Origin of the sequence: Bradyrhizobium sp. CCH5-F6 (assembly GCF_001556045.1) — a bacterium.
GTDB lineage: Bacteria > Pseudomonadota > Alphaproteobacteria > Rhizobiales > Xanthobacteraceae > Bradyrhizobium.
The window spans coordinates 14,261-34,467 of sequence record NZ_LSIC01000177.1; the positions used below are offsets into that span (position 1 = coordinate 14,261).

Sequence of the window (20,207 nt, forward strand, 5' to 3'; positions counted from 1 at the left end):
TATGGCCTGGCGCTTGAGACGAGGAACGTCAGGAGACGACTGGCAGGACGTCGACGTCGTAGCTATGGGTCAAGGACCGGTTAAGGACCGGATCCCTCAGCTCCATCTCGAAGCGCATCCCCGGCCGAATGCCGCCGATCGCGCCCGGCGTTCCGCAGAACATCAACGTGCCGGCCGCCAGCATGTCGGTCCCGGTGTAGCGACGAATGAGATCTCGCGGTGTCTTGAGCGAGGACACCGAGCTCTCCTGGTAGAGAACCCGTTCCCCATCGACTGTCGCCCACGAACGAAGGACCAGCTCATCCCAATGTCCCTCGACATCTGCATATGCCCAGAGCTGAGGGCCGACCGGCTTGCCGCAGAGCTGTTTCGAAAGAGCAATGCCCGACGCTTCCGCCTTGCGGTCGGTATGATCGGAACCGATGCCGACCCAAAGCCCGTCGGCCATGGCGACAATCACTGGCTCGACCTCGCCGGAACTGTCCGGGCCAAGGACGGTCAGCCGGCTGTCCTGGGTCAAGGTTTGCGCAGCGACGCGATAATAGAGCGGTGTCGTCGACGGGCGCGGAATGCCGAGCGCGGCGAGCTCCTCGATATGGTGCTCGATCGCCGCCGCGTCCCTGCCCGCCCAGCCCGCGATGACGAGGGACTCGATCTCCACAGCAATGCGGTCGGTCCGGTCATTCGCGAGGCGTTCAAATTGCAGCAACATGGAATTCACTATCCTTGGTCGATGTGGTCAGGATTTCGCCGCGCTCGATCTGCAGCGTCCTGTCGGCGATCCGGTCGAGTAGCGCGGGCGACGATTCGGTGATCAGCATGGCCAGCTCGGGCCGATGCTTGCGCAATTCGCCGAGTGTCCGCGCATAGTCGAGCGCAAGGGCCGGCGCCAGACCCTGGAAGGGCTCGTCGAGCAGCAGCACTTTGCGTGCCACCGTCAGCGCACGGCCCAGCGCGACCATCTTCCCCTGCCCTCCGGAAACGCCGCCTGCGAGCCGGGACCGCATCACGTGCAATTCGGGCAGTAACTGGTAGATCTCATCGAGCGTGCGTGCGATCTCGGCACGGTCGAGCTTCAGCGCCAGCGCCGGGAGGCGGATGTTCTCCTCCACGCTCAGCTCCGGAATCAGGCGCCGGTCCTCCGGCGCATATCCAATCCCGGCGCGGGCGCGGGTGTGGGCAGGCCTGCTGCCGAGATCGTCGGCATCGAGGCGGACCAACCCCTCGTCAAGCGCGATGAGGCCCATGATTGCGCGCAGCGTCGTGGTCTTGCCGGCGCCATTGCGCCCGATCAACACCGTGGTCTTGCGCGCGATGATCTCGCAACTGACGCCGCGCAGCACACGAACGCCCTCGATCGAGACGCTGACCTTGTCGAGCCTGAGCATCAGGCGACCCCTACGACACGTTGGCGCACTTGCGCATTGCTGAACACTTCGTCGGGCCGGCCCTCAGCCATGATGTTGCCGGCGTTCCACACCAGGACGCGGCTGGCGTAACGCGCAACCACGTCCATGTCGTGCTCCACGAACAGTGCGGTGATGCGGCGCTGGCGCAGCGCACTCATGAGCGCCTCCATCAGCGGAAATCGTTCGAGAGCGCTCACCCCGCTGGTCGGCTCGTCGAGCAGCAGGAGCCGAGGCTTCAGGGCCAGCGCAACCGCTATGTCCAGCAGCTTGCGATGGCCTTCGGGAAGCGTGCTGCTGATCCGGTCGGCATCGTCGGCGAGCCCGACCAGGTCGAGCAGCGCCCTCGCCTCGTCACGCCGCCTCGCCGTTTCGAGCGGCTGCACCACGCTCCACAGACCATCGGTTGCAGCCAGGGCCAGCATCATGTTGTCGATCACGCGCTGTGCGGAGAAGAGCTGCGGGATCTGGAATGCGCGGGCGACGCCGCGGCGCGCGATCGCGCGTGGGGACAGATGGGTGATATCGTGACCGTCGAGCAAGACGTTGCCCGATCTCGGACGGATATAACCCGTGCAAATGTTGAGTAGCGTCGTCTTGCCCGACCCGTTCGGACCGATGATCGCGAGGAACTCGCCGTCATGGATCGCGATGCTGACGTCGTCGGCGGCCTTGACGCCGTTGAATGCAACTTGAAGGCCCCTGGCTTCCAGGATGGGAGGCGTCATAGGCTCGTCGCCTCCTTGCGCGCGAACAATCCATAGATCCCTTGCGGCATGAACATGATCACGATGATCAGCGTCATGCCCACGATCAAATTCCAGGAATCGGTGACGGTGACCGCGGCGCTGTGCAGCAATTCCAGGAACAAGGCCCCGATGAACGCGCCCGGCACGCCGCCGATGCCGCCGAGCACGGCGATCAGCACGAGGTGGCCGGATGCGGTCCAGAACGCGAAATCCGGGACCACGCGGCCGATTGCAAAGCTGGCGATCGCGCCGCCGAGGCCGGCGAGCGCCGCCGAGACGACATAGGCGATCAGCAGAACCGCCCAGACCGGGATGCCCAGATATTCGAGCCGGATCTCGTTGGTATGGACCGCCGAGAGCGCGTGACCGAGCGGGCTGTTCAGGTAGCGCTGCACGGCCAGACCGACGAGCACCATCAGCACCAGGCTGAGGTAGAACAGCACGCTCTTGAAGGCCGGCTCGCCAAGGACGACGCCAAACACAGCCGGAACCGGCACAGGCATGCCGTCGGTCCCGCCGGTGACGCCGTACAGCTTGGCACACAGCGCGTAAAACACCATAGAGACAGCGAGGTTCAGCATCGCGAAGAAGATTGCGCGATAGCGGACGAGAAACGATCCGACCGCAGCGCCCACGAGCGCCCCGCCCAGCACTGAGAGGATCAGCAGCAGCCCAAGGTCGTCGACGCCGGCACGTGCCAGAAACGCGACCGTATAAGCGCTCGCTGCAAAGAACATCGCATGGCCGATCGATATCAGTCCGGCGCGGAGCAGCACAGCGACGCCGAGCGCCGCAAACCCCTTGGCTATGGCAAGCGTTAGGACGAATTGAAGCCAGGGCGCGGCCAGAGGCAGCAGCGCGAGGACGAGGACCGCCGCGGCGGCAATGATCGTTGGCATCATATCCTCCGCGCCGTCACCGATCCGAACAGGCCGTAGGGACGGATCAGGAGAACGACAAGCATCGCCGCATAAGGCGCGACGGCATCCAGCGACGGCACCAGATAGATCGCCAGCACGCGCGCCAGGCCCACGATCAGCGAGGCCAATGCGGCTCCTTCGATCTGTCCGAGACCGCCTATCGCCGCAACCGCAAAGGCAAGCACCATGGTGTCGGCCCCGAGGCCCGGCGCGATGCCTGACGTCGGCGTCGCCAGCGCGCCACCCAATGCTGCAAGGAACACGCCGAGCGAGAACGCCAGGATGAAGATCCGGTTGGTATCAATGCCGATCGACTGCGCCATTTCGCGGTCGGTGACGACGGCCGTGATCAAGCGGCCCAGCCGGGTGTGATTGATCAGGAGCCTCAGGCCGATGACGACGAGGAGCGCCATGACAATGAGCAGGATCTGGTAGTTGAGATAGACCACGCCACCGATTGAGGTAGTGCCGAGCAGTCGCATCGGCGTGTCTTCGTAGAACGACTGCACGCCAAAGGCCACGCGCTGGAGATCCTCCAGGATGAGGAACAGCCCGAACGTGATTAGGATCTGCACGGCCTCCGACTTGCCATCGGTCCAGCGGATGAGGCCCCGTTCGATCAACGGACCGAATATCGCCGCGACACACACCGCACTGAACAGGAGCGCCAGGAACGACCAATACGGGTTGAGCTGCCGGCTGGCGATGAACAGGCAGATCGAGGCCGCGACATAGCCGCCGATCGAATAGAGGCTGCCATGGGCGACATTGAGAACGCGCAGCACGCTGAAGACGAGCGTCAGGCCGACCGCCGCGAAGAAGATCAACGCGGCGCTCGCCAGGCTGTCCAGCAGCAAGGGGATGACTGCATTCAACATCGGCCTATGCCTTCCGTCATCGAAATCAGGTGAACCTCATCCCGGTCTATTTGTAGCTTCCCGGCTTCGGCAGGCTTTTGGCGAACTCGGGCTTGAGCGTCGCGATCCAGGCCAGCGGATCTTGACCCGCCTGCGGCATCAGGCTGTCACCCTTGTAGCGGACCATGTCGCCAATGACGGGAAATTGCTGTGCCGACGTCTTTACGGTCACGCCGACGATCTGGTCGACCAGCCCGTCATTGTCGGCGCGGGTCTGCGCGCTGCCGGTCAGGGTCTCGACCTTGCTGCCCTTCATGGCGTTGGCGAGTTCGGCACGCGTCGGCCATTTGCCGCCGTTCTTCTGCATCGCGGCGTCATAGGCGGCCTTCACGTAGATCAGCGCGTTGGCCATCTTGATCGACGGGAACACCGGATACTCGCCGAACCGAGCCTTGTAGGCTTCGGCGAATTTTACCGTCTCCGGCTTCGCCTTGGCGTCTGGCGACATCCACCAGCCGTCGCCGAGAACACCGACGATCACGCCGTCAGGAAGCGGTACGCGCTGCAGCACCGTCTCGCCGAGTGCCAGGATCACCTGACTGGAGGTGAAGATCCCGCGCGGTGCGGCCTGACGCACGAAGTTCTCGAGGTCGGCGCCCCAGAGATTGGAGAAAACGACATCGGGGCGCACGGTGGCGAGGCGCGAGATTTCGGTCTGGTAATTCGGCGAACCCAGCTTCGGATAGAGCTCGGCGACGATCTCCACGTCCGGCTTCAGGGCTTTCAGCGCTGCTGTGAATATCTTGGCTGCGTCGTGGCCGAACGCATAGTCCGGGTTGATGATCGCAACCGTCTTCACGTCAGGCTTGCGATCCAGCAGGTAGATCGCGTAGGCGATGAATTCGGGTACGGTGTTGCCGTTCGGGCGGAACACATACTTGCTCTTGCCGTCCATGAGCAACTGGTGGGTATCGCAATTCCAGCCCACGGTGGGAACCTCGAGCTGCTCCGCGAGCGGCGCAAGCGCAAGGCAATTGGCGCTCGACAGGGCGGCGACCATGACTTGGTTCTTCGCGTCCCCGGCGAGCCGGCGATATTCCGCGATCACGCCTTGCGCGCCCTGCGCCTCGTCGACATAGGTCGCGCTGACCGGCACGCCTCCGATGCCGCCCTTTGCATTGATCTCGTCGATCATGAGGTCGGCCGCGTTCTTGCCCGGCATACCGTAGGCCGCGGCAGGACCGGATGCGAACGTGAAGATACCCAGCCCCAACGCGCTCGGCTTCTCCTGCGCAGCAGCCGGCGTGGCGGCGACGACACCGAGCGCGAGCGCCCCGGCGAGTCCATCCACCATCCATCGAACATTGCCCTGCGGCAGGCCGCGATCCAACCTGAAGAGCCGTTCAAGTGACGATAGGCAACGCGCAACTACGATGGAGATACCTCTAAACGTCATGACTTCTTTTCCCCCTGTGCTGGTCGAATGATGTTGTGCGGCAGCGATCCAGATCACACCGGATCGAAATAGTGCATCTCCAGAAGCAGGCAGCCGTTCACCGACTTGAACGGGCCATGCGGCGCATGCGGTGGGCGGCAGGCATAGGTGTTCGGCGGGAAGCCTTTGCCACCCTCGCCCTTCGCATCGTTACCGACGATCAAATCGCCCGAGACCAGATAAACCTCTTCCCAATATTCGTGGGAGAACGGCGCAGTCGTGTAGACGCCGGGCGCGAAGCGGAGCAGCCGCGTCCGCGTCCCGCGCCGGTTCTCCTCATCGAGCCCGCCCGCAATGATCTTCTGTTGGATGCCGGCCGGATAACCCGCCGGCACTTCCCAACCGGTCGTCATGTCGAGCGTGTGAAATTCGTCGTGCTTCTTGTTGACGGGCATGAGCTGTCTCCTGGTTCAGGCGGCTTTGCTGGCGGTCGAGACGCCGTTGAGGTCGTAGGAATCGAGCATGGTCTGGACCAGACGGTCGGCGCCGGCCCAGTCGTATGTGCGATAGGAGTGACCCTTGGTGACGAAGGTCGCGCCGGCGTAGAACATCTCGTACTGCTGATGACGAGAGCCGAACTCCGAGCCGACGGCATCCCAAGCGAGCTTGTAGAACTTCACGCGATCATGCGAATTGGCCTTCGGTGACTGCTGGGTCTTGCCGATGAGGTCCGCGATCTCCGGATTGTCGAAGTCCGCCACCGATGAAGGCAGCATGATCATGCCGCCGCCGGCGAGCTCGCGGAGCGTGTTGATGACGTGCCCATAGAGCTGCTGGGTCAGCACCTGCGCGGAGTAAAGGGTGTGCCGGTCCGGGATGAAATAGGGACCGACCTGCGTGCCCTTGGCTTCCATCGCGGCCACCAGAGCGTCGACCATGCCGGTCTCGGCCGCGAGCTGGCCGAGCATTTCGCGCACCTGCGGGAACTGGGTGACGCCGTTCATGTCGGCGGTGCGATGCGCAAGGCCGGTCAGGAACTTGAGCTTGACGCTCAAGCGGACCATCGCCTGGTAGTTCTGATAGACGTGGCAAGGCGTGGCGTGAAACTGCTTCTGGCACATTTCGACGTTGCCTTCGATGAAGACGCGATCCCAGGGCACCTTCACGTCGTCGAAATAGAGGACCGAGTCGTTCTCGTCGAAACGGCTGGACAAGGGATTGTCGAACACTGCGCCGGCAGCGTCCTCGTAGGACTTGCGCGACAGCATCTTGAGGCCCTTCGTATTCATCGGAATCGCGAAGGACATCGCATAACGCTCTTCGCCGGGACGCATCGGCTGGATGGTCGTGACGAAGACCTCGTCGGCGACCACGCCTCCGGTGGCGAGCATCTTGGCGCCGCGGATCGTGATCCCTTCCGCGTCGCGATCGACGACGCCGGCGGTAAGGAACGGATCGGCCTGTTCGGCCGCCCCCTTCGAACGATCGGCCTGCGGATTGATGATGACGTAGGTGAGATAGAGATCCTTGTCGCGGGCGTGGCGGTAGTAGCTCTCGAGCGCACCGGCGCGGGCGGGATCATAGGCTTTGAAGACGTCAAGCCCCATGTAGAGTCCGGAAATGCAGGACGCCACGTGGTCCGGGGCGCGCCCCATGAAGCCGGCATGCAGCGAGGCCCACGCTTCGATCGCCTTTCGTCGCGTTACGAGTTCGGCATAGGAGGTAGGAAGCTGCCAGATGCGGTTGGCGCGACCTGCACCCATGTCAAAGGTCATCAGCTCCGCGTTTGCCGGCGCGCTCGCGAAGTCGAACAGGCCCGCCATGGAGCCGGCAAGGTTACGGAAGGCATGGTGCGTCGTGACATCGCCGACCGAGGTGCCGTTGATGTAGATGGTGCGGCCGTCTTTCAGGCCTGACAGATATTCCTTTGCGCTGCGCATCGCAGGTCTCCGGTTCAACGCTAGTAGTGAATGGGAAGCGGCCAGGTCGGCTCGCGCTCGGTTTCGTCGACGAGATCGCGGTATCGGCCGCGGAAGAAGATCAGGGGAGCGGCGGCCTCGGCGCGGCTCGCGTGGCGAACAACGCGGACGACGAAGATGACGTGATCGCCGCCCTCGTAGATCGCATAGGGCGCACATTCGAAATGCGCCATCGCGCCCGAGATCAGAGGCGCCTCGGCATGGCCTACTGACGTCTTCACCTGGTCCCATTTGTCGGAAAGAGCGCGCGCGAACTGATTGGAGATCTGCTCCTGATCGCGCGCGAGAATGTTGACGGCGAAACCCTTGGCTTCGAGCATCGCAGGCAGACTGCGCGCCTTGCGGTCGACGCTGAAGAGAACGAGCGGTGGATCGAGTGAGACGGAGTTGAACGAGCTCATGGTCATGCCGATGAGCTCTTTGCCCCTGCCGCGCGCGGTCACCACCGCAACGCCGGTGGCGAATTCGCCGAGAGCACGCCTGAATGCACGATCATCCATGGACACCGCCTCGTCGCCCGGTCCTGATTTATAGTTCCTAGATAGCTTTCTGGCAAAGCTAGTTTGGCCTGTCAAGCCCTCTTGCTGTGCGAACGCATGCATGCTCTTTAGGCACAAACCCCAGCAGACATGCTGTTCTCGGAGAGAATGACCGTGATCGATGCGCTTCTGACGGCGTCAAGGCCGGAGCTACTCGACAAGGATGGAGACAGGACGCTTCGCGGTCTCCTCTACGACTATTTCGCTTTCGGTCGCAGCCTCGAGGCGGCCCGCGAAACCTTTGCGGGCTTTGCCGGCCTGTCGCCCACCCAATATCTGATCCTGATCGCGATCAAGAATTCGACCGCGCAGGAGCCTATGGGCGTCAACCAAGTCGCCGAACGCCTGTATCTCAGCGGCGCATTCGTGACCAATGAGATCAACAAGCTGGTTTCCGACGGGCTGATCGAGAAGAGCCCCCATCCGGAGGACGGCCGACGGGTGCAGCTCGGCCTCACCCAACAGGGTGCAAACTGCCTGGTCCGCCTCGCCGCCTTGCAACGCCCCGTCAACGATGCGTTGTTTGGGATGCTGACGCGCGAGGAATTCAAGATGCTGTCACAGCTGCTGTCCCGACTTGCGTCGAACGCCGATAGCGCGCTGAAGCTTGCCGAGCATGTCCGCGCGAGGCTCAAGTCGGAGGAGGACGAGCGAGCCTCCGCGTCCGGCACCCCAGAGTTCCGCAAGAAGCGGCGCTTGACGCAACGCAACAGACGATAATGCCGATGAGGCGACCGTTTGCCTCGTCTCCCTCCTCCAGTTCGAACGTAGAAGACGCGGAAACAGAGGCCGAAAGCTGAGACTAGCCGCACCAGTTTCGCACCAGAAACGACTCAGCAAAGCGCAACGAACATCGTCGAAGCCAAACGAAACCGCAGCAAAATCAACTAAGCTCGCCGGTATCCCGTCGCTCATAACGGTCTGGTTGCAGGTTCGAGTCCTGCCGGGCCCACCAAAAAAATCCAGTAACTCATCAGGCGCCGTTTCGCTTCATCGGAAGCGGCGCCGTAGTTGACATCCGCGACATAACTCCATGCGACGACGGGCGAGATATTCGTCGGTGAGCTGGGTGCCATGTGTTGCATTCGGCCATTGTCTCGCAACGGTGATGAGCATGCACGGGCTTTGCCGATCGGGCTGCCTACATACTCTGCATAGAAGACGACTTTCGGAAACGCCACAAGAGGAGCAGCGATCCTCGCCAAAGCGAATCTCCGCATCAGATGCAATGGAGAATCGCCATGAATGCACTCAAGATCTTGATCGCCGCGGCGCTGATCTCGACGGCGACGCTGTCGTCAGCCTCCGCCGCATGGTCCTTCGCCGACCAGGAGCCCGCAGCTTTTGCTTCGATGTATCCCAACCGGGATGTCCTCAATGGCGGTGCGTTGACCCCGGCAGGACGAATGGGCATCGAGCGCCCCGGCGGCGCGGCTCCCGTGTTTGCTGCGCCTCATGTTCGCACCCCTCACTGGCGCCGGTGACAGGAAGAGCAAACGAGATGCACCTGCCGGGTGCAACTGATCGTATTCCCTCCGAACGGAGTGCGGCCGCGCGATGCGGCGCACTCCGCGGCGTGGATGTGCATCGCTCCAGCAAGCGAGAAACGATCGCTCGATCGGCAGCTCGGGCTGCCCGCATAAACGTGGCTGACGCCCCATCAAGAGATGCTTGCCAGGCTGGATGAGGCCGTTGCAGAGCTGCCTTGTCAGCAACCGGAGGGCAAGACCGGCGAAACTCCGGGCGTCGGCGCCGCACCTGACGCGTTGGCAGGCAGCACTGTCGCAGGCAACCCCAGGTTCATCGTCATTCCTTCGGTACAGGCCGATGTGTTGGGGCTGGGCGCGACGGCGCCTGGATCAATGCCAGTGCCGACGTCGCCGCTAATGACGGCCGGGATCGTACCCGGAGGCGGCCCGGCCGGCACTTGCGGGATCGAGAGCGGCAAGCTCGTAGCGCTGACCACCGATCCGCCGGGCGTTGAGCTGCACGCCGTCGTCGTCCCGGTCCCGGACGGCGCGATCGGGGCGATCGTCCCGATCGAGCTCCCGCTCTGTCCCTGGACCGGAGCAATCGGAGTGACGCTGCCCGGCGCCGACAGTCCCGGACTCGACACGATCGGGGTCGCCGGCACCGGCATCGGAGCCGTCGAGGGTGGCGCACAGACGACGACCGTACCCGGCGTCGTCGGGTCCATCGCAAGCGGAACGGATGCCAGCGTGGTGTCGGGTGCCCCCGTCAGGGTCGTTGCGGAAAACGGGCCCGGGCTATTGAGCGGCGAGGTGACGATCGCGCCCGGTACGGTCGGAAGATCCATCGCCGTGCTGCCGGTCGTCGCGACCTGAGCCCGGCCGGGAGAGCACCCCAGCAGCAGGGTGGCCAATGCCGCGCACGCGATGCGAATCATGTCTGCGCCTCCCGGCTCGCGTCATTCTTGCGGATCGCGACCCGACTGCCCTCCACCAGATTGACCGGCGGATTGAGCACGACCTGATCGCCGGGCCGAACGCCCTCGCGCACTTCGATCGACGTGCCGAAATCCCGTGCGATCGAGACCTTCTGCAAATGAACGATGCCGTCGCGCACGACTGCGACATGAAGGCCGCTCTGATCGAATACCAGCGCATCGGCCGGAATCGACATCGACGGGGTCTTGCGCGGGATCGACAGCTCCACCGTGCAGTAGATGCCGGGGTTCAAGGCACCGTCCGGATTGGGGACGTCGATCTCGGTCAGCAACGTCCGGCTCCCCGGCTGCAGCGCCGTTGCGATGCGCGTCACCTTCCCGGGAAATGTCCGGTCCGGAATCTCGGGGACGTGGATCTCGGCATCGATGCCAGGCGCGACGCCGAAGGCCTCGTCCTGCGGCACGAAGACTTCGGTGCGGATGACGTTCGAATGCATCAGCGTGAACATGAAGGTCGAACCGGCCTGGACGAGGCTGCCGTTGTCGACGTTACGCTGCGTGATCACGCCGTCGAACGGCGCCACCACGCGCTGATAGGCTTTCTCCTGCTGAAGCACGCGAATCTGCGCCTCCTGCGCCGTGATGTTCGACTGCGCGACGCCAACCGCTCCCTGTTGCGCGCGCAGGGTGAGCCGATCGTTGTCCCCCTGCTGGGCCGTCAGCCACCCCTGCTTGACCAAGTTGCTGTCCCGCGAATTGGTGGTCTCGGCAAGCTCCCGACTCGCCTCGGCCTGTTGCAGCGCGGCCTGGTTCTGCGCCAGCGTCGCTTGTGCCTGAGCGATCTGTTGGTCGAGTTCCGGCGCGGTAATCTCGGCGAGGAGATCGCCCTTCTTCACGCGATCTCCGATGTCGACGTAGCGCTTCTCGATGTAGCCGCTGGCCCGAGCGAAGATGTTCGCGGCTTCGAACGCCGTCGTTGTCGCCGGCAGGGTGACCTTCATTAGGTCGCCGCTGGCACGAACGGTCGCCACCCGAACCTGCGGAACGGCGGTCCTGATCTGCTCTGCAGAAACCGCCAGATCGTGTGCGGCCTGTTGATACCGCCAGCCGCCGACGCCGAGCCCGCCTGCCAGGAGCACGAGCACGGCGCCGCCGAGCCATGCGTTGCCGTGTCGACGTCGCGGCCGCACTTCCTTGCCCTTGCCCGGCAGCTCCACGATGCGGAGGGTTTCCGCCTCAGGCCGCTCGTTCATGCCATCGTTGTCGGTCCGCACGCGAACATCGCTCATTCCGGTTGCTCCTCGAATACGCCGTGGCGGGGCTTGCCGTCATTCCCTTTGCGCAGCCAGGCGAAGAGATAGGGCACGATCAGCAATGTCGTCGGGGTCGCGAACAGCAGCCCGCCGATGACGGCACGCGCGAGCGCCGCGTTCTGCTCCTCCCCCGGGCCTCCGATCGCCATCGGGATCATGCCCACGATCATCGCGGCGGCCGTCATCAGCACGGGGCGTATTCGGGTGCGGCCTGCACTCAGTGCAGCCTCGAACGCGGACTGCCCGTTCAACTGCGCCTCACGCGCGAAGGTCACGAGCAGGATCGAGTTGGCCGACGCGACGCCCACCGCCATGATCGCGCCCATCAGCGAAGGCACGTTCAGTGTCGTGCCGGTGATGAACAGCATCGTCACGATACCGCACAACGTTGCCGGCAACGCCATGATGACGACGAAGGGGTCGCCGAAATTCTGGTAGTTCACGACCATCAGCATGTAGACCAGGATGGCGGCGAACAGCAGCCCGATCCCGAGATCGCGGAACGACTGGTGCATGCTTTCGATCTGTCCCAGCACCTGAATGGAATTTCCCGGCTGGAGTTGCTTGCGAAGCGTCGTCGTCACCTTGTCGATATCGGCCGCGACGCTGCCGAGATCGCGGCCCTGCACGCTCGCATAGACATCGTACACCGGCTGCACATTGGCCTGGTTCAAATTGGTCGGCACAGTGCCGCGCTTGAACGTCGCGACATTGCTGAGCAGACCAGGTACCGTCTGCCCGCTCGCCGCGAGCGAGGTCGAGACCGGCGTGTTTCCCAGCGCGTTGAGCGAGTTATCCCTGTACTCCGGCGTCTGAACGGCGAGATAATAGGGGATGCCCGACGTCGGATCGGTCCAGAAGTTCGGCGAGACCTGGGCCGACGAACCGAGGCTGACATTGATGTTGGTCGCCACCGTGCTGGCATTCAGTCCGAGTTGCGCGGCCCTGGTGCGGTCGATGTCGGCGTAGAATGCGGGAGCGTCGACCTCCTGCTGAAGATGCGCATCGACGATGCCCGGAATGCCCGCCAGGTTCTTCTGCAGTTCCTTCGCCACCGCCAGGTTGTTGGCGCCGTAGCCGACGGTACGCACGTCGATCTGCGCCGGCAGGCCGAAATTCAGGATCTGGGTGACGATATCGGCCGCCTGGAAATAGAAGACGTCCTCGGGAAATGCCGCCGGCAAGACTTGACGCAGCTTCTTGACGTAGTCGGCGGTCGGCTTGTGGCCTTCCTTCAACGATATGAGGATCGTGCCGTCGTTCACCCCGATCGTCGAACCGTCGGTGAATGCCAGATTATAGGAGCGCGCCGGAAGCCCGATATTGTCGACGATCAGCGCCCGGTCCTTTTCCGGAATGACCTTGCGGATCTTGTCCTCGACCGCCTGGAAGATCGCCTCGGTGCTCTCGATGCGCGTCCCGGCTGGCGCCCGCACATGGAGCTGGATCTGACCGCCGTCGATCAGCGGGTAGAAGTCGCGGCCCACGCAGACGAACATCACGCCCCCGAGTGCCAGCACGAACACCGCGACGACCGGCACGATCCTGCGACGCCGGAGCAGGGTCGTCAGAAGCCCGGAATAGCCGTTGCGCAGGCGCTCGAAGCCGCGCTCGAACATGGCTGACGCCCTGGAGAACGCGCCGGACGGCCTCTCGCCGTCGCCATGGCGGCGCTCGCTTTTCAACAGCAGGCCGATCGTGATCGGCGTGAGTGTCCGCGACAGCCCGTACGACGCCAGCATCGCAAACACCACCGCGAGGCCGAGCGGCGTGAAGAGGTACTTGGCCGGTCCTTCGAGGAACACGACGGAAGTGAAGACGCAGCTGATGGCGAGCGTGGAGACCAGCGTCGGCACGGCGATCTCGGCCGCGCCGTGCAGGGTCGCCTCCGACAGCGGCAGCCCCTCCTCGGTCCACAGCCGATGCGTGTTCTCGATCGTCACCGTGGAATCGTCGACCAGGATGCCCACGGCGAGGGCCAGGCCGCCCAGCGTCATCGTGTTGAGCGTCTCGCCCAGGAAATGCAGGACGATCAGCGAAGAGAGCATCGCGAGCGGGATCGAGATCAGGACCACGAGCGTGGAGCGCCAAGACCCCAGGAACACGAGGATCATCAGCGCCGTGAGGCCGGCCGAGATTGCGCCTTCGCGCAGCACGCCGTTGACCGAATGCGTGACGAAGACCGACTGATCGAACAATTCGTTGATCTTCAGTCCGGCCGGGGCGGACGCTCGAATCGACTTCAATGCGTGCTTGACGCCGTTGACAACGGCGAGCGTCGAGGCGTTGCCGTTCTTGATCACGCTGAGCAGAACTGCGCGCTGACCGTCTTCGCGAACGATGTTCTGCTGGACCTGGGACCCGTCGCGGACCTGGGCAACATCCTTCAGCAGGATGGTCGCGCCGTTCGCGAACTTGACCGGGATCATGTTGAGATCCTTGATCGAGGCCGGCGTCGCGTTGGTCAGAACGGCGTACTGGGTATTGCCGATCTTCGCCGTACCGGTCGGCAACGTCAGGTTCTGGGTGTTCACGGCATTGACGATGTCGAGCGGCGTCAACCCGCGCGACAGAAGCTTGTTCGGGTCGATGTCGACCATGATCTGGCGGTACTTGCCGCCCGCAGGCGTCGGCAGCGTCACGCCGGGAACCGGGGCGAGCTGCTGTCGGATCCGGTAGATGCCGAAGTCGTATAATTGCTTCTCGTCGAGCTTGTCGGATTGGAGGCTGAGCTGCAGCACCGGCACGCTCGAGGCGTTGAACTGCACGATGACCGGCGGCTGGATCCCCGGCGGCATCAGGGCGCGGATCGCGTTGGTCGCGGAGACGATCTGCGAGATCGCGAGATCGAGGTTGACGTCCGGCTGGAAATAGATCTTCTGAACCGACAGGCCGTTGAGCGTCTGTGCCTCGATATTCTTGATGCCGCTGACGTTGGCGCTGATCGAGTACTGGCTATACGTGCTGACGCGCTGCTCCATCTCCGGCGTCGACAGGCCGGTATAGCTCCAGATCACAGTGACGACCGGGATGCGGATCTCGGGAAAGATGTCCGTCGGCATCGACCAGACCGCGATGCCGCCGAGAAACAGGATCAGCGCCGCGAGCACATAGAACGTGTGCGGAAAGCGGAGCGCAAAGCGGACAATTCCCATGATGACGACCGATCGGAGCAGGTTGCGCGAGATATCAGGCCAGTTGGCGATCGACGCGCTGCGTTGCAAATGAAAAGGAGTTCAGGCACCCCGAGTCTTTGGGCCGCCTCCCGGTCGAAGCATCGCCGCGTCGCGGGCGTTCAGGGCGCGGCGACCTCCTCGAGCCGCGAGCGCAGGACACGGCCGGGACGGTCGCCCGCCATCGAGGCTCGCGATGCACTCTGCTCTCGTCCGCGAGCGAGCGCCGCAACCTGCGTGGCACGGATGGTCGCCTGCTTCACCTTCGCAAACGCGCGGATCTCGATCTGGCGAACGCGTTCGCTGGAGATCGAAAGCTCGCGGGCGAGCTGATCGAGAGTCGGGGGGCGCTCCGCCAATCTCCTTGCCTCGATCACTCGCCGCTCGCGCCCCGTGAGGCCATTCAGCGCAACGCGCAGGGCGTCGGCCTGACGCTCCATCTGATCCCGATCGGCAAGGACGGTCTCGGCGTCATTCGCCTCATCCACCAGCAGGGCCTCCCACTCGGTACTCTGCTCATCGCCGCCAACCCGCGCATTCAGCGAGAGGTCGCCGTGCAGGCGGCAATCCATTTCGATCACGTCGCGTGCCGAAACTTCAAGGTTCGCGGCGATTACCTCGGCGACATCGGGCGTCAGCCTCGCCGTCCCGTCCCTGTTGACCTTTCTCATCTCGCCGCGAAGACGGAAAAACAGCTTCTTCTGGGCAGCCGTCGTTCCGATCTTGACCAGCGACCAGGAGCGCAGGATGTATTCGTGAATGGCGGCCTTGATCCACCACGTCGCATAGGTGGAAAATCGCGAGTTTCTCCCCGGCTCGAACCGGGACGCGGCAATCACCAACCCGAGATTGGCCTCGGCCGTGAGATCGGCGAAGGGGAGACCGTATCCCCTGTAAGTCCGGGCGACCTTGGCGGCGAGCCGGAGATGGCTGGTGACGAGCGCGTTCGCGGCCTCGCTGTCCCTCGTCTCCTGCCAGCGACGCGCGAGCTCCTGCTCCTGCTCCCGCTCGAGCAGCTGATACCGGCCGATGACGGCGGAATATGCATTGAAAACACCGGCCGCCGTCCGTCGGCCCGGCGCGTCCATATCGATCTTGTTCAAACCCGCTTGGTGCGTTGACATGCTCTGCTCCAACTTTCTCATCGACGAACGGAACGTAAGAGCCTTCCGAAGGCCGGCACCAGTAAATTGGACTTAACAAGCCTGAATTCGCTTTCAGAGAACTCGACGTTCTTTTCGCTTCGCACGTCTCGCGCGCGGCAGCGATGGTCACATCGACGCGAGGCTGGCGTGAAGCAGGCGACGGAGTTGGATGCAGTGGCGTCCCGTTCTGCTTCTCACAGCGGGGCGAGGATCTCCACCCGTCCGCCGGGCGCCGGACAGACGGTCAGGCGGAAGCCGTGCAGCTTGACGATCGCGGCGACGAGGCTCAGCCCCAGTCCGACGCCGGGCGTATTGCGCATCTTGTCGGAACGATAGAACCGCCGCAGCACCGCCTCGCGCTCCCCCTCGCCGATGCCGGGGCCGGTATCGCTCACGCGCACGAGCGCGACCGTCTCCGCAGACACAAGCTCGAGCGTCACTCGCCCGCCCGCAGGAGTGAATTTCACGGCGTTGTCCACCAGATTGGCGATCGCCTCGAACAGCAGATCCCGGTCACCGCGCACCTGGAGCTTGCGATGGATATTGACGCCGAGCGCGATGGCCTTGTCTTCGGCGATCGGCTCGTAGACGTCGCACACCTGCCGCAGGATTTCGTCGAGCGCGACGTCGCCGAAACCGGACGTGCGGCTGCTGCTCTCGATTTCGGCAAGACGCAGCAGCGCGGTGATGATCGCGAGCGACTGGTCGATGCCGGCGATGGCCTTGTCCACGGTGTTCTGAAGGTCCTCCAGCGTGGCCGCGTGCGTCCGGCCGCGCTCCAGCGCGAGGCGAACCCGCGTGAGCGGCGTTCGGAGGTCGTGGGCGATGTCGTTGCCGACGCCGGCAAGCGCGGTGATCGTGGTCTCCATCTCGTCGAGCATGCCGTTGACGATCCCGGCGAGCCGCGCGAACGGATCGTCCGCATCGGCCTGTGGAAGCCGCTCGCGGAGATCGCCGGCCACGATGCGCTGAACGTGCCGGCTCACCTGCTCGACGCGTCGCTGAGCACGGATGCTCAGCCAGGCTCCAGCGAGCAGGCAGAGGCAGAATGCCGGCAGCAGGCCCAGCAACAGCGCCTGCCCGACGACGAGGGATATCTCGCGCGTCTCGTCGACATTCCTCCCCAGCACGAGGATGTGTCCGCTGCCGAGCCGTTTGCCCGCGGCCTTGACGACGGCATCGCCAGCCAACGGCGGCCCGACCCCGGCGAGCCGGACGCTCCGGACGGGCCCGCCGAGATCGAGACGCGGCGGCAATCGCTCGATGTTTCCGACGAGCCGATTGCCGGCCGCATCGAACAGGCCTGCATATTGCACGCCCCTGGAATCCTGCCTGAGATGATCGGAAATCGCGTCATCGAGGCGGCTAGGCGGCAGCTCGGCCATGAAGTCGAGCTGTGTCGCGATCATGCGGTCAGACCGCATGACGAGGTAATCGTCGATCTTCCAGTAGATGAAGGCGAACAGCCCGGCGACGAACAGCGCCAGCGCGACTGCCGCCGCCGCGATCCATAGGAACGTGTTGGAACGAATGAACTCCATCCGACGCATCGATCCGCCTCGGCTTTCAGCGAACCCGCAGGATGAACCCCGATCCGCGAACGTTGTGAATGAGCTGCGCTTCGCCAGGGCCGTCGACCTTGTGCCGGAGACGGCCCATGTGCACGTCGATGAGATTAGTTGTCGCCGGCACGAACTTGTAGTTCCAGACCTCCTCGAGCAGCATCGCGCGCGTCAGCAGCTGATCGCTCCGCCGCATCATGTATTCGAGCAGGCGGAATTCTCGCGGCAGCAGATCGATCTCGCGCTCGCCGCGCCGCGCCGTCCGCTCGATCAGGTCCAGCTCGAGCGGCCCGGCATGCAGCGTGGTCTCGCGGCTGTCGATCGGACGGCGCAGCAGCGCCTCCACCCGCGCGACGAGCTCGATCAGTGCGAACGGCTTGGTGAGATAGTCGTCTCCGCCGACTCGCAATCCGCGCACCCTGTCGTCGACTGCGCCGAGCGCGCTCAGCACCAGCACCGGGGTCCTGACCTGATCCTTGCGCAAGGCCTCGATGACGGTGAGCCCGTCCATTCCGGGCAGCATGCGGTCGACGATCAGCGCGTCGGGAGACGATTCCCGCGCATAGTCGAGTCCCCCGATGCCGTCGGGCGCCCATCGCACCTCGAACCCGTGCTCGGTGAGCTCGGACACGATCGCGTCGGCGGTCTCGGTGTCGTCCTCGATCAGGAGAATTTGCGTCATGGTGCTGGCCCCACGAGCTGCGAGACGAGACCGACGGCGCCGCACGGGTTCGCTGGTCCGGGACGACATGGTCAACGTCTTTCCCGGCGGAACACACAGCGGAGGACCGTCATGCGATGCGCCACAGGCTCGTTACCTAGATAGTCCCGCGCAAGACCGAGCACCATTAAATATCGTGTTAGGAAATCCGGTCGCGCCGCCGGCGGCAGCGGCGCGCAGGCGTCCGGATCTGCCGTTGCCGCGATCATCTCTCGTCTCCCTGCAGCAGGACGCCTTCACACTTATGTAGTTCGCCGCCCGATGGTAGGCGCCGGCATCGCAAACCTTGCGGGTTTGCACGACAACGCCGCAATCACGGGCCGTTGATGACCGGTGAGCATTTCGTGCGTTTGGTTCCCGCGGGGCCGTTCGCACCTCATGTTGCAAGCCGGCATGGACTGGCTGCTGTCATATAAGGAGAATCCCCATGACCACCCTCAAGCTGTTCTCGACCGGACTGATCGCAATCGCGATGCTCGCCGGACCCGCCATGGCGCGTACGAACCACACCGTCGCACGATCATCCGCCATGCAAGCCGAGCCGGTCGCATCCCAGGGGCTCGTCTATCAGGGCGGTAGCGCCTGCGTTCCGGCGCCGCGCGTCGGCGCGTTCGCGACGGCGCCGTGGACCGGCAACAACGTTCCCTGCGAGCCGGGCACCGGCGGCCTCTGATTTCCGACGATGGCGCGGTCGGGCGAACGGCCCGGCCGTCCGCAGCAGGCGGGCCCAATATCGGGCCCGCCTTTTCCTTTTGCGAAGCGCGTCAATTCCAGCCAGATCGTTTCGCTCCTGCGCCGCTCTCCGCGTCTGACATCGAATTCAATGGGATCGTCCCGCGAGGTCCCTATCTCCTTTCATGACGGGGGCTTTCCGACGGCACGAGGCTGCAGCGATGGCAATCGGCCGGGCATACGGACACGAAAGGAATCTCACATGAAACGAGCATTGATGATCCTGGCGACGGCGGCACTTGCATCGGCGCTGACGGTCGGAACGGCCGAGGCTCGCGGCGGTGGCGGCGGCCACGGCGGCTTCGGCGGTGGCGGCTTCGGCGGACATGCGGGCTTTGGCGGCGGCGCACATTTCGGCGGCATGGGACATGCCGGCGGATTCGGCGGCGGCCGGTTCGGCGGTGGCACGCGGTTCGGCGGAGAACACCTCGGCTTCGGCGGCCATGTCGGCGGCCTGCGCCAGCACGCGTTTCACCGCTACGGCGGCTTCGTCCCCGGATATGGTTTCTACGGCGCCTATCCGGATTGCTATGACTGGTACGAGCTGCATCCCGCCCAGCCGCTCCCCCTGAGCTGCAGCTAGGCCCAAGTCGGGCGCGGATCAGATCGTCAGACTGCCGCCCGAGGCTGCCGCATTGCTCGAGACTGCACTCGGCCATCTCCTTCGGGGCGAACGCGTCGCCGTCGTCGCCGAAGATCAAGAACTCAGTCCGAACGACGCGGCAGATATCCTTGGGATCTCCCGGCCTCTCGTCGTGCATCGCATGGACTCTGGCGATCTGCCCTTCCGATATGTCGGCAAGCACCGCCGTACGAAGGTACAGGATGTGTTGACGCTGAAGGCGAAGATGGAGGTCCTTGCTGCCGATGCAGAGGAAAACGAACTGACCGTGAGGAGGTCGACGAAGAGCAACTCCTCCAACCGCGCCTCCGCGCCAAAGAATGTCGATCAACTCGTTCTTGGCACGACCAACGCTCCATACCGCCGGGCGATCACATCCCCTGATCTCGTGGCCCGCCTCAGATCGAGGGACTGGCAAAACTGGATCGCACACGTCGTCACGTTTTTCACGGAGGTGCGACCTGAACTCGTTTTGCAGTTCGCGCGGCTTCACGGCATTCGCATCAAGGATTTGTCTGCCGCCTATCGATCGATGAAGTCGGCCACTGGCGAGACCAGCCCTGCATTGGAGCGCGCACTTGAGCGGCTGGCGTAGGCTCCTTGGTCGAACGCTCGATGGGCTTGCTGGCCTGGCGCGGCAGGGGCGG

At 64.0% G+C, this 20,207-nt stretch carries 20 protein-coding genes; 6 read left to right on the forward strand and 14 right to left on the reverse strand.

Annotated features, from left to right (window positions below):
- Positions 1-28: 28 nt before the first annotated feature.
- From AX729_RS29705 to AX729_RS29745, 9 genes are all read right to left on the reverse strand, one after another.
- A complete protein-coding gene (locus AX729_RS29705; RefSeq protein WP_061027736.1) occupies positions 29-712 on the reverse strand; it encodes a DUF2848 domain-containing protein in 684 nt (227 codons plus the stop codon).
- Positions 696-1,388, reverse strand: coding sequence for an ABC transporter ATP-binding protein (locus AX729_RS29710; protein WP_061027737.1), 693 nt, complete (start codon positions 1,386-1,388; stop codon positions 696-698). The genes AX729_RS29705 and AX729_RS29710 overlap by 17 nt, the downstream gene beginning before the upstream one ends.
- Positions 1,388-2,134, reverse strand: coding sequence for an ABC transporter ATP-binding protein (locus tag AX729_RS29715; protein ID WP_061027738.1), 747 nt, complete (start codon positions 2,132-2,134; stop codon positions 1,388-1,390). The genes AX729_RS29710 and AX729_RS29715 overlap by 1 nt, the downstream gene beginning before the upstream one ends.
- Positions 2,131-3,054, reverse strand: coding sequence for a branched-chain amino acid ABC transporter permease (locus AX729_RS29720; protein ID WP_061027779.1), 924 nt, complete (start codon positions 3,052-3,054; stop codon positions 2,131-2,133). The genes AX729_RS29715 and AX729_RS29720 overlap by 4 nt, the downstream gene beginning before the upstream one ends.
- Positions 3,054-3,953 (reverse strand): branched-chain amino acid ABC transporter permease, encoded by a 900-nt coding sequence (locus AX729_RS29725; protein WP_061027739.1) that lies wholly within the window; start codon positions 3,951-3,953, stop codon positions 3,054-3,056. The genes AX729_RS29720 and AX729_RS29725 overlap by 1 nt, the downstream gene beginning before the upstream one ends.
- 46 nt (positions 3,954-3,999) lie before the next feature.
- On the reverse strand, positions 4,000-5,286 hold the full coding sequence (locus tag AX729_RS29730; RefSeq protein ID WP_061027780.1) for an ABC transporter substrate-binding protein: 1,287 nt from the start codon (positions 5,284-5,286) through the stop codon (positions 4,000-4,002).
- Positions 5,287-5,441: 155 nt separating this feature from the next.
- Entirely contained in the window at positions 5,442-5,822 is a 381-nt protein-coding gene (locus AX729_RS29735; RefSeq protein WP_061027740.1) for a hypothetical protein, read from the reverse strand.
- 15 nt (positions 5,823-5,837) lie between these two features.
- A complete protein-coding gene (locus AX729_RS29740; RefSeq protein ID WP_061027741.1) occupies positions 5,838-7,307 on the reverse strand; it encodes a 4-hydroxyphenylacetate 3-hydroxylase family protein in 1,470 nt (489 codons plus the stop codon).
- 20 nt (positions 7,308-7,327) lie between these two features.
- Positions 7,328-7,846, reverse strand: a complete 519-nt coding sequence (locus AX729_RS29745) for a flavin reductase family protein (RefSeq protein ID WP_061027742.1) — start codon at positions 7,844-7,846, stop codon at positions 7,328-7,330.
- Positions 7,847-7,993: 147 nt separating this feature from the next.
- Between AX729_RS29745 and AX729_RS29750 the strand changes: the two genes are divergently transcribed.
- The 3 genes from AX729_RS29750 to AX729_RS29755 all read left to right on the forward strand — a co-directional run bounded on the left by AX729_RS29750 (position 7,994) and on the right by AX729_RS29755 (position 10,230).
- Positions 7,994-8,605 (forward strand): MarR family winged helix-turn-helix transcriptional regulator, encoded by a 612-nt coding sequence (locus tag AX729_RS29750; protein ID WP_061027781.1) that lies wholly within the window; start codon positions 7,994-7,996, stop codon positions 8,603-8,605.
- Positions 8,606-9,126: 521 nt separating this feature from the next.
- Positions 9,127-9,369 (forward strand): hypothetical protein, encoded by a 243-nt coding sequence (locus tag AX729_RS39080; protein ID WP_082770573.1) that lies wholly within the window; start codon positions 9,127-9,129, stop codon positions 9,367-9,369.
- 378 nt (positions 9,370-9,747) lie between these two features.
- Positions 9,748-10,230 (forward strand): hypothetical protein, encoded by a 483-nt coding sequence (locus AX729_RS29755; RefSeq protein ID WP_245325456.1) that lies wholly within the window; start codon positions 9,748-9,750, stop codon positions 10,228-10,230.
- Positions 10,231-10,288: 58 nt separating this feature from the next.
- On the opposite strand, the gene AX729_RS29760 is transcribed toward AX729_RS29755, so the two are convergent.
- The 5 genes from AX729_RS29760 to AX729_RS29780 all read right to left on the reverse strand — a co-directional run bounded on the left by AX729_RS29760 (position 10,289) and on the right by AX729_RS29780 (position 18,167).
- Positions 10,289-11,581: an efflux RND transporter periplasmic adaptor subunit gene (locus tag AX729_RS29760; protein WP_061027743.1), complete on the reverse strand. Its 1,293-nt coding sequence runs from the start codon at positions 11,579-11,581 to the stop codon at positions 10,289-10,291.
- Complete coding sequence (locus tag AX729_RS29765; protein WP_061027782.1) at positions 11,578-14,760, reverse strand: efflux RND transporter permease subunit; 3,183 nt, start codon at positions 14,758-14,760, stop codon at positions 11,578-11,580. Before AX729_RS29765 ends, AX729_RS29760 begins: the two co-directional genes overlap by 4 nt.
- A gap of 140 nt (positions 14,761-14,900) precedes the next feature.
- Positions 14,901-15,866 (reverse strand): RNA polymerase sigma factor RpoH, encoded by a 966-nt coding sequence (gene rpoH, locus AX729_RS29770; RefSeq protein ID WP_061027784.1) that lies wholly within the window; start codon positions 15,864-15,866, stop codon positions 14,901-14,903.
- 251 nt (positions 15,867-16,117) lie between these two features.
- Positions 16,118-17,464: a sensor histidine kinase gene (locus AX729_RS29775; protein WP_245325457.1), complete on the reverse strand. Its 1,347-nt coding sequence runs from the start codon at positions 17,462-17,464 to the stop codon at positions 16,118-16,120.
- Positions 17,465-17,489: 25 nt separating this feature from the next.
- Positions 17,490-18,167, reverse strand: a complete 678-nt coding sequence (locus AX729_RS29780) for a response regulator transcription factor (RefSeq protein WP_061027745.1) — start codon at positions 18,165-18,167, stop codon at positions 17,490-17,492.
- 466 nt (positions 18,168-18,633) lie between these two features.
- Here AX729_RS29780 and AX729_RS29785 point away from each other — a divergent pair, with 466 nt between their 5' ends.
- From AX729_RS29785 to AX729_RS41890, 3 genes are all read left to right on the forward strand, one after another.
- The gene (locus AX729_RS29785) at positions 18,634-18,879 is read left to right on the forward strand and encodes a hypothetical protein (RefSeq protein ID WP_061027746.1); all 246 of its coding nucleotides are present in this window, start codon (positions 18,634-18,636) and stop codon (positions 18,877-18,879) included.
- Positions 18,880-19,140: 261 nt separating this feature from the next.
- On the forward strand, positions 19,141-19,521 hold the full coding sequence (locus AX729_RS29790) for a hypothetical protein (RefSeq protein WP_061027747.1): 381 nt from the start codon (positions 19,141-19,143) through the stop codon (positions 19,519-19,521).
- A gap of 52 nt (positions 19,522-19,573) precedes the next feature.
- On the forward strand, positions 19,574-20,155 hold the full coding sequence (locus AX729_RS41890; protein WP_061027748.1) for a helix-turn-helix domain-containing protein: 582 nt from the start codon (positions 19,574-19,576) through the stop codon (positions 20,153-20,155).
- Positions 20,156-20,207 lie beyond the last annotated feature (52 nt).

Coding starts and splice junctions, on each gene's coding strand:
- AX729_RS29785 (WP_061027746.1), top strand. CDS start 18,634: ATGACCACCCTCAAGCTGTTCTCGACCGGACTGATCGCAATCGCGATG.
- AX729_RS29710 (WP_061027737.1), bottom strand. CDS start 1,388: ATGCTCAGGCTCGACAAGGTCAGCGTCTCGATCGAGGGCGTTCGTGTG.
- AX729_RS29720 (WP_061027779.1), bottom strand. CDS start 3,054: ATGCCAACGATCATTGCCGCCGCGGCGGTCCTCGTCCTCGCGCTGCTG.
- AX729_RS29705 (WP_061027736.1), bottom strand. CDS start 712: ATGTTGCTGCAATTTGAACGCCTCGCGAATGACCGGACCGACCGCATT.
- AX729_RS29765 (WP_061027782.1), bottom strand. CDS start 14,760: ATGGGAATTGTCCGCTTTGCGCTCCGCTTTCCGCACACGTTCTATGTG.
- AX729_RS29780 (WP_061027745.1), bottom strand. CDS start 18,167: ATGACGCAAATTCTCCTGATCGAGGACGACACCGAGACCGCCGACGCG.
- AX729_RS29715 (WP_061027738.1), bottom strand. CDS start 2,134: ATGACGCCTCCCATCCTGGAAGCCAGGGGCCTTCAAGTTGCATTCAAC.
- AX729_RS29750 (WP_061027781.1), top strand. CDS start 7,994: ATGACCGTGATCGATGCGCTTCTGACGGCGTCAAGGCCGGAGCTACTC.
- AX729_RS29735 (WP_061027740.1), bottom strand. CDS start 5,822: ATGCCCGTCAACAAGAAGCACGACGAATTTCACACGCTCGACATGACG.
- AX729_RS39080 (WP_082770573.1), top strand. CDS start 9,127: ATGAATGCACTCAAGATCTTGATCGCCGCGGCGCTGATCTCGACGGCG.
- AX729_RS29740 (WP_061027741.1), bottom strand. CDS start 7,307: ATGCGCAGCGCAAAGGAATATCTGTCAGGCCTGAAAGACGGCCGCACC.
- AX729_RS29725 (WP_061027739.1), bottom strand. CDS start 3,953: ATGTTGAATGCAGTCATCCCCTTGCTGCTGGACAGCCTGGCGAGCGCC.
- AX729_RS29730 (WP_061027780.1), bottom strand. CDS start 5,286: ATGGTGGATGGACTCGCCGGGGCGCTCGCGCTCGGTGTCGTCGCCGCC.
- AX729_RS29760 (WP_061027743.1), bottom strand. CDS start 11,581: ATGAGCGATGTTCGCGTGCGGACCGACAACGATGGCATGAACGAGCGG.
- AX729_RS29755 (WP_245325456.1), top strand. CDS start 9,748: ATGCCAGTGCCGACGTCGCCGCTAATGACGGCCGGGATCGTACCCGGA.
- rpoH (WP_061027784.1), bottom strand. CDS start 15,866: ATGGACGCGCCGGGCCGACGGACGGCGGCCGGTGTTTTCAATGCATAT.
- AX729_RS29775 (WP_245325457.1), bottom strand. CDS start 17,464: ATGGAGTTCATTCGTTCCAACACGTTCCTATGGATCGCGGCGGCGGCA.
- AX729_RS29745 (WP_061027742.1), bottom strand. CDS start 7,846: ATGGATGATCGTGCATTCAGGCGTGCTCTCGGCGAATTCGCCACCGGC.
- AX729_RS29790 (WP_061027747.1), top strand. CDS start 19,141: ATGAAACGAGCATTGATGATCCTGGCGACGGCGGCACTTGCATCGGCG.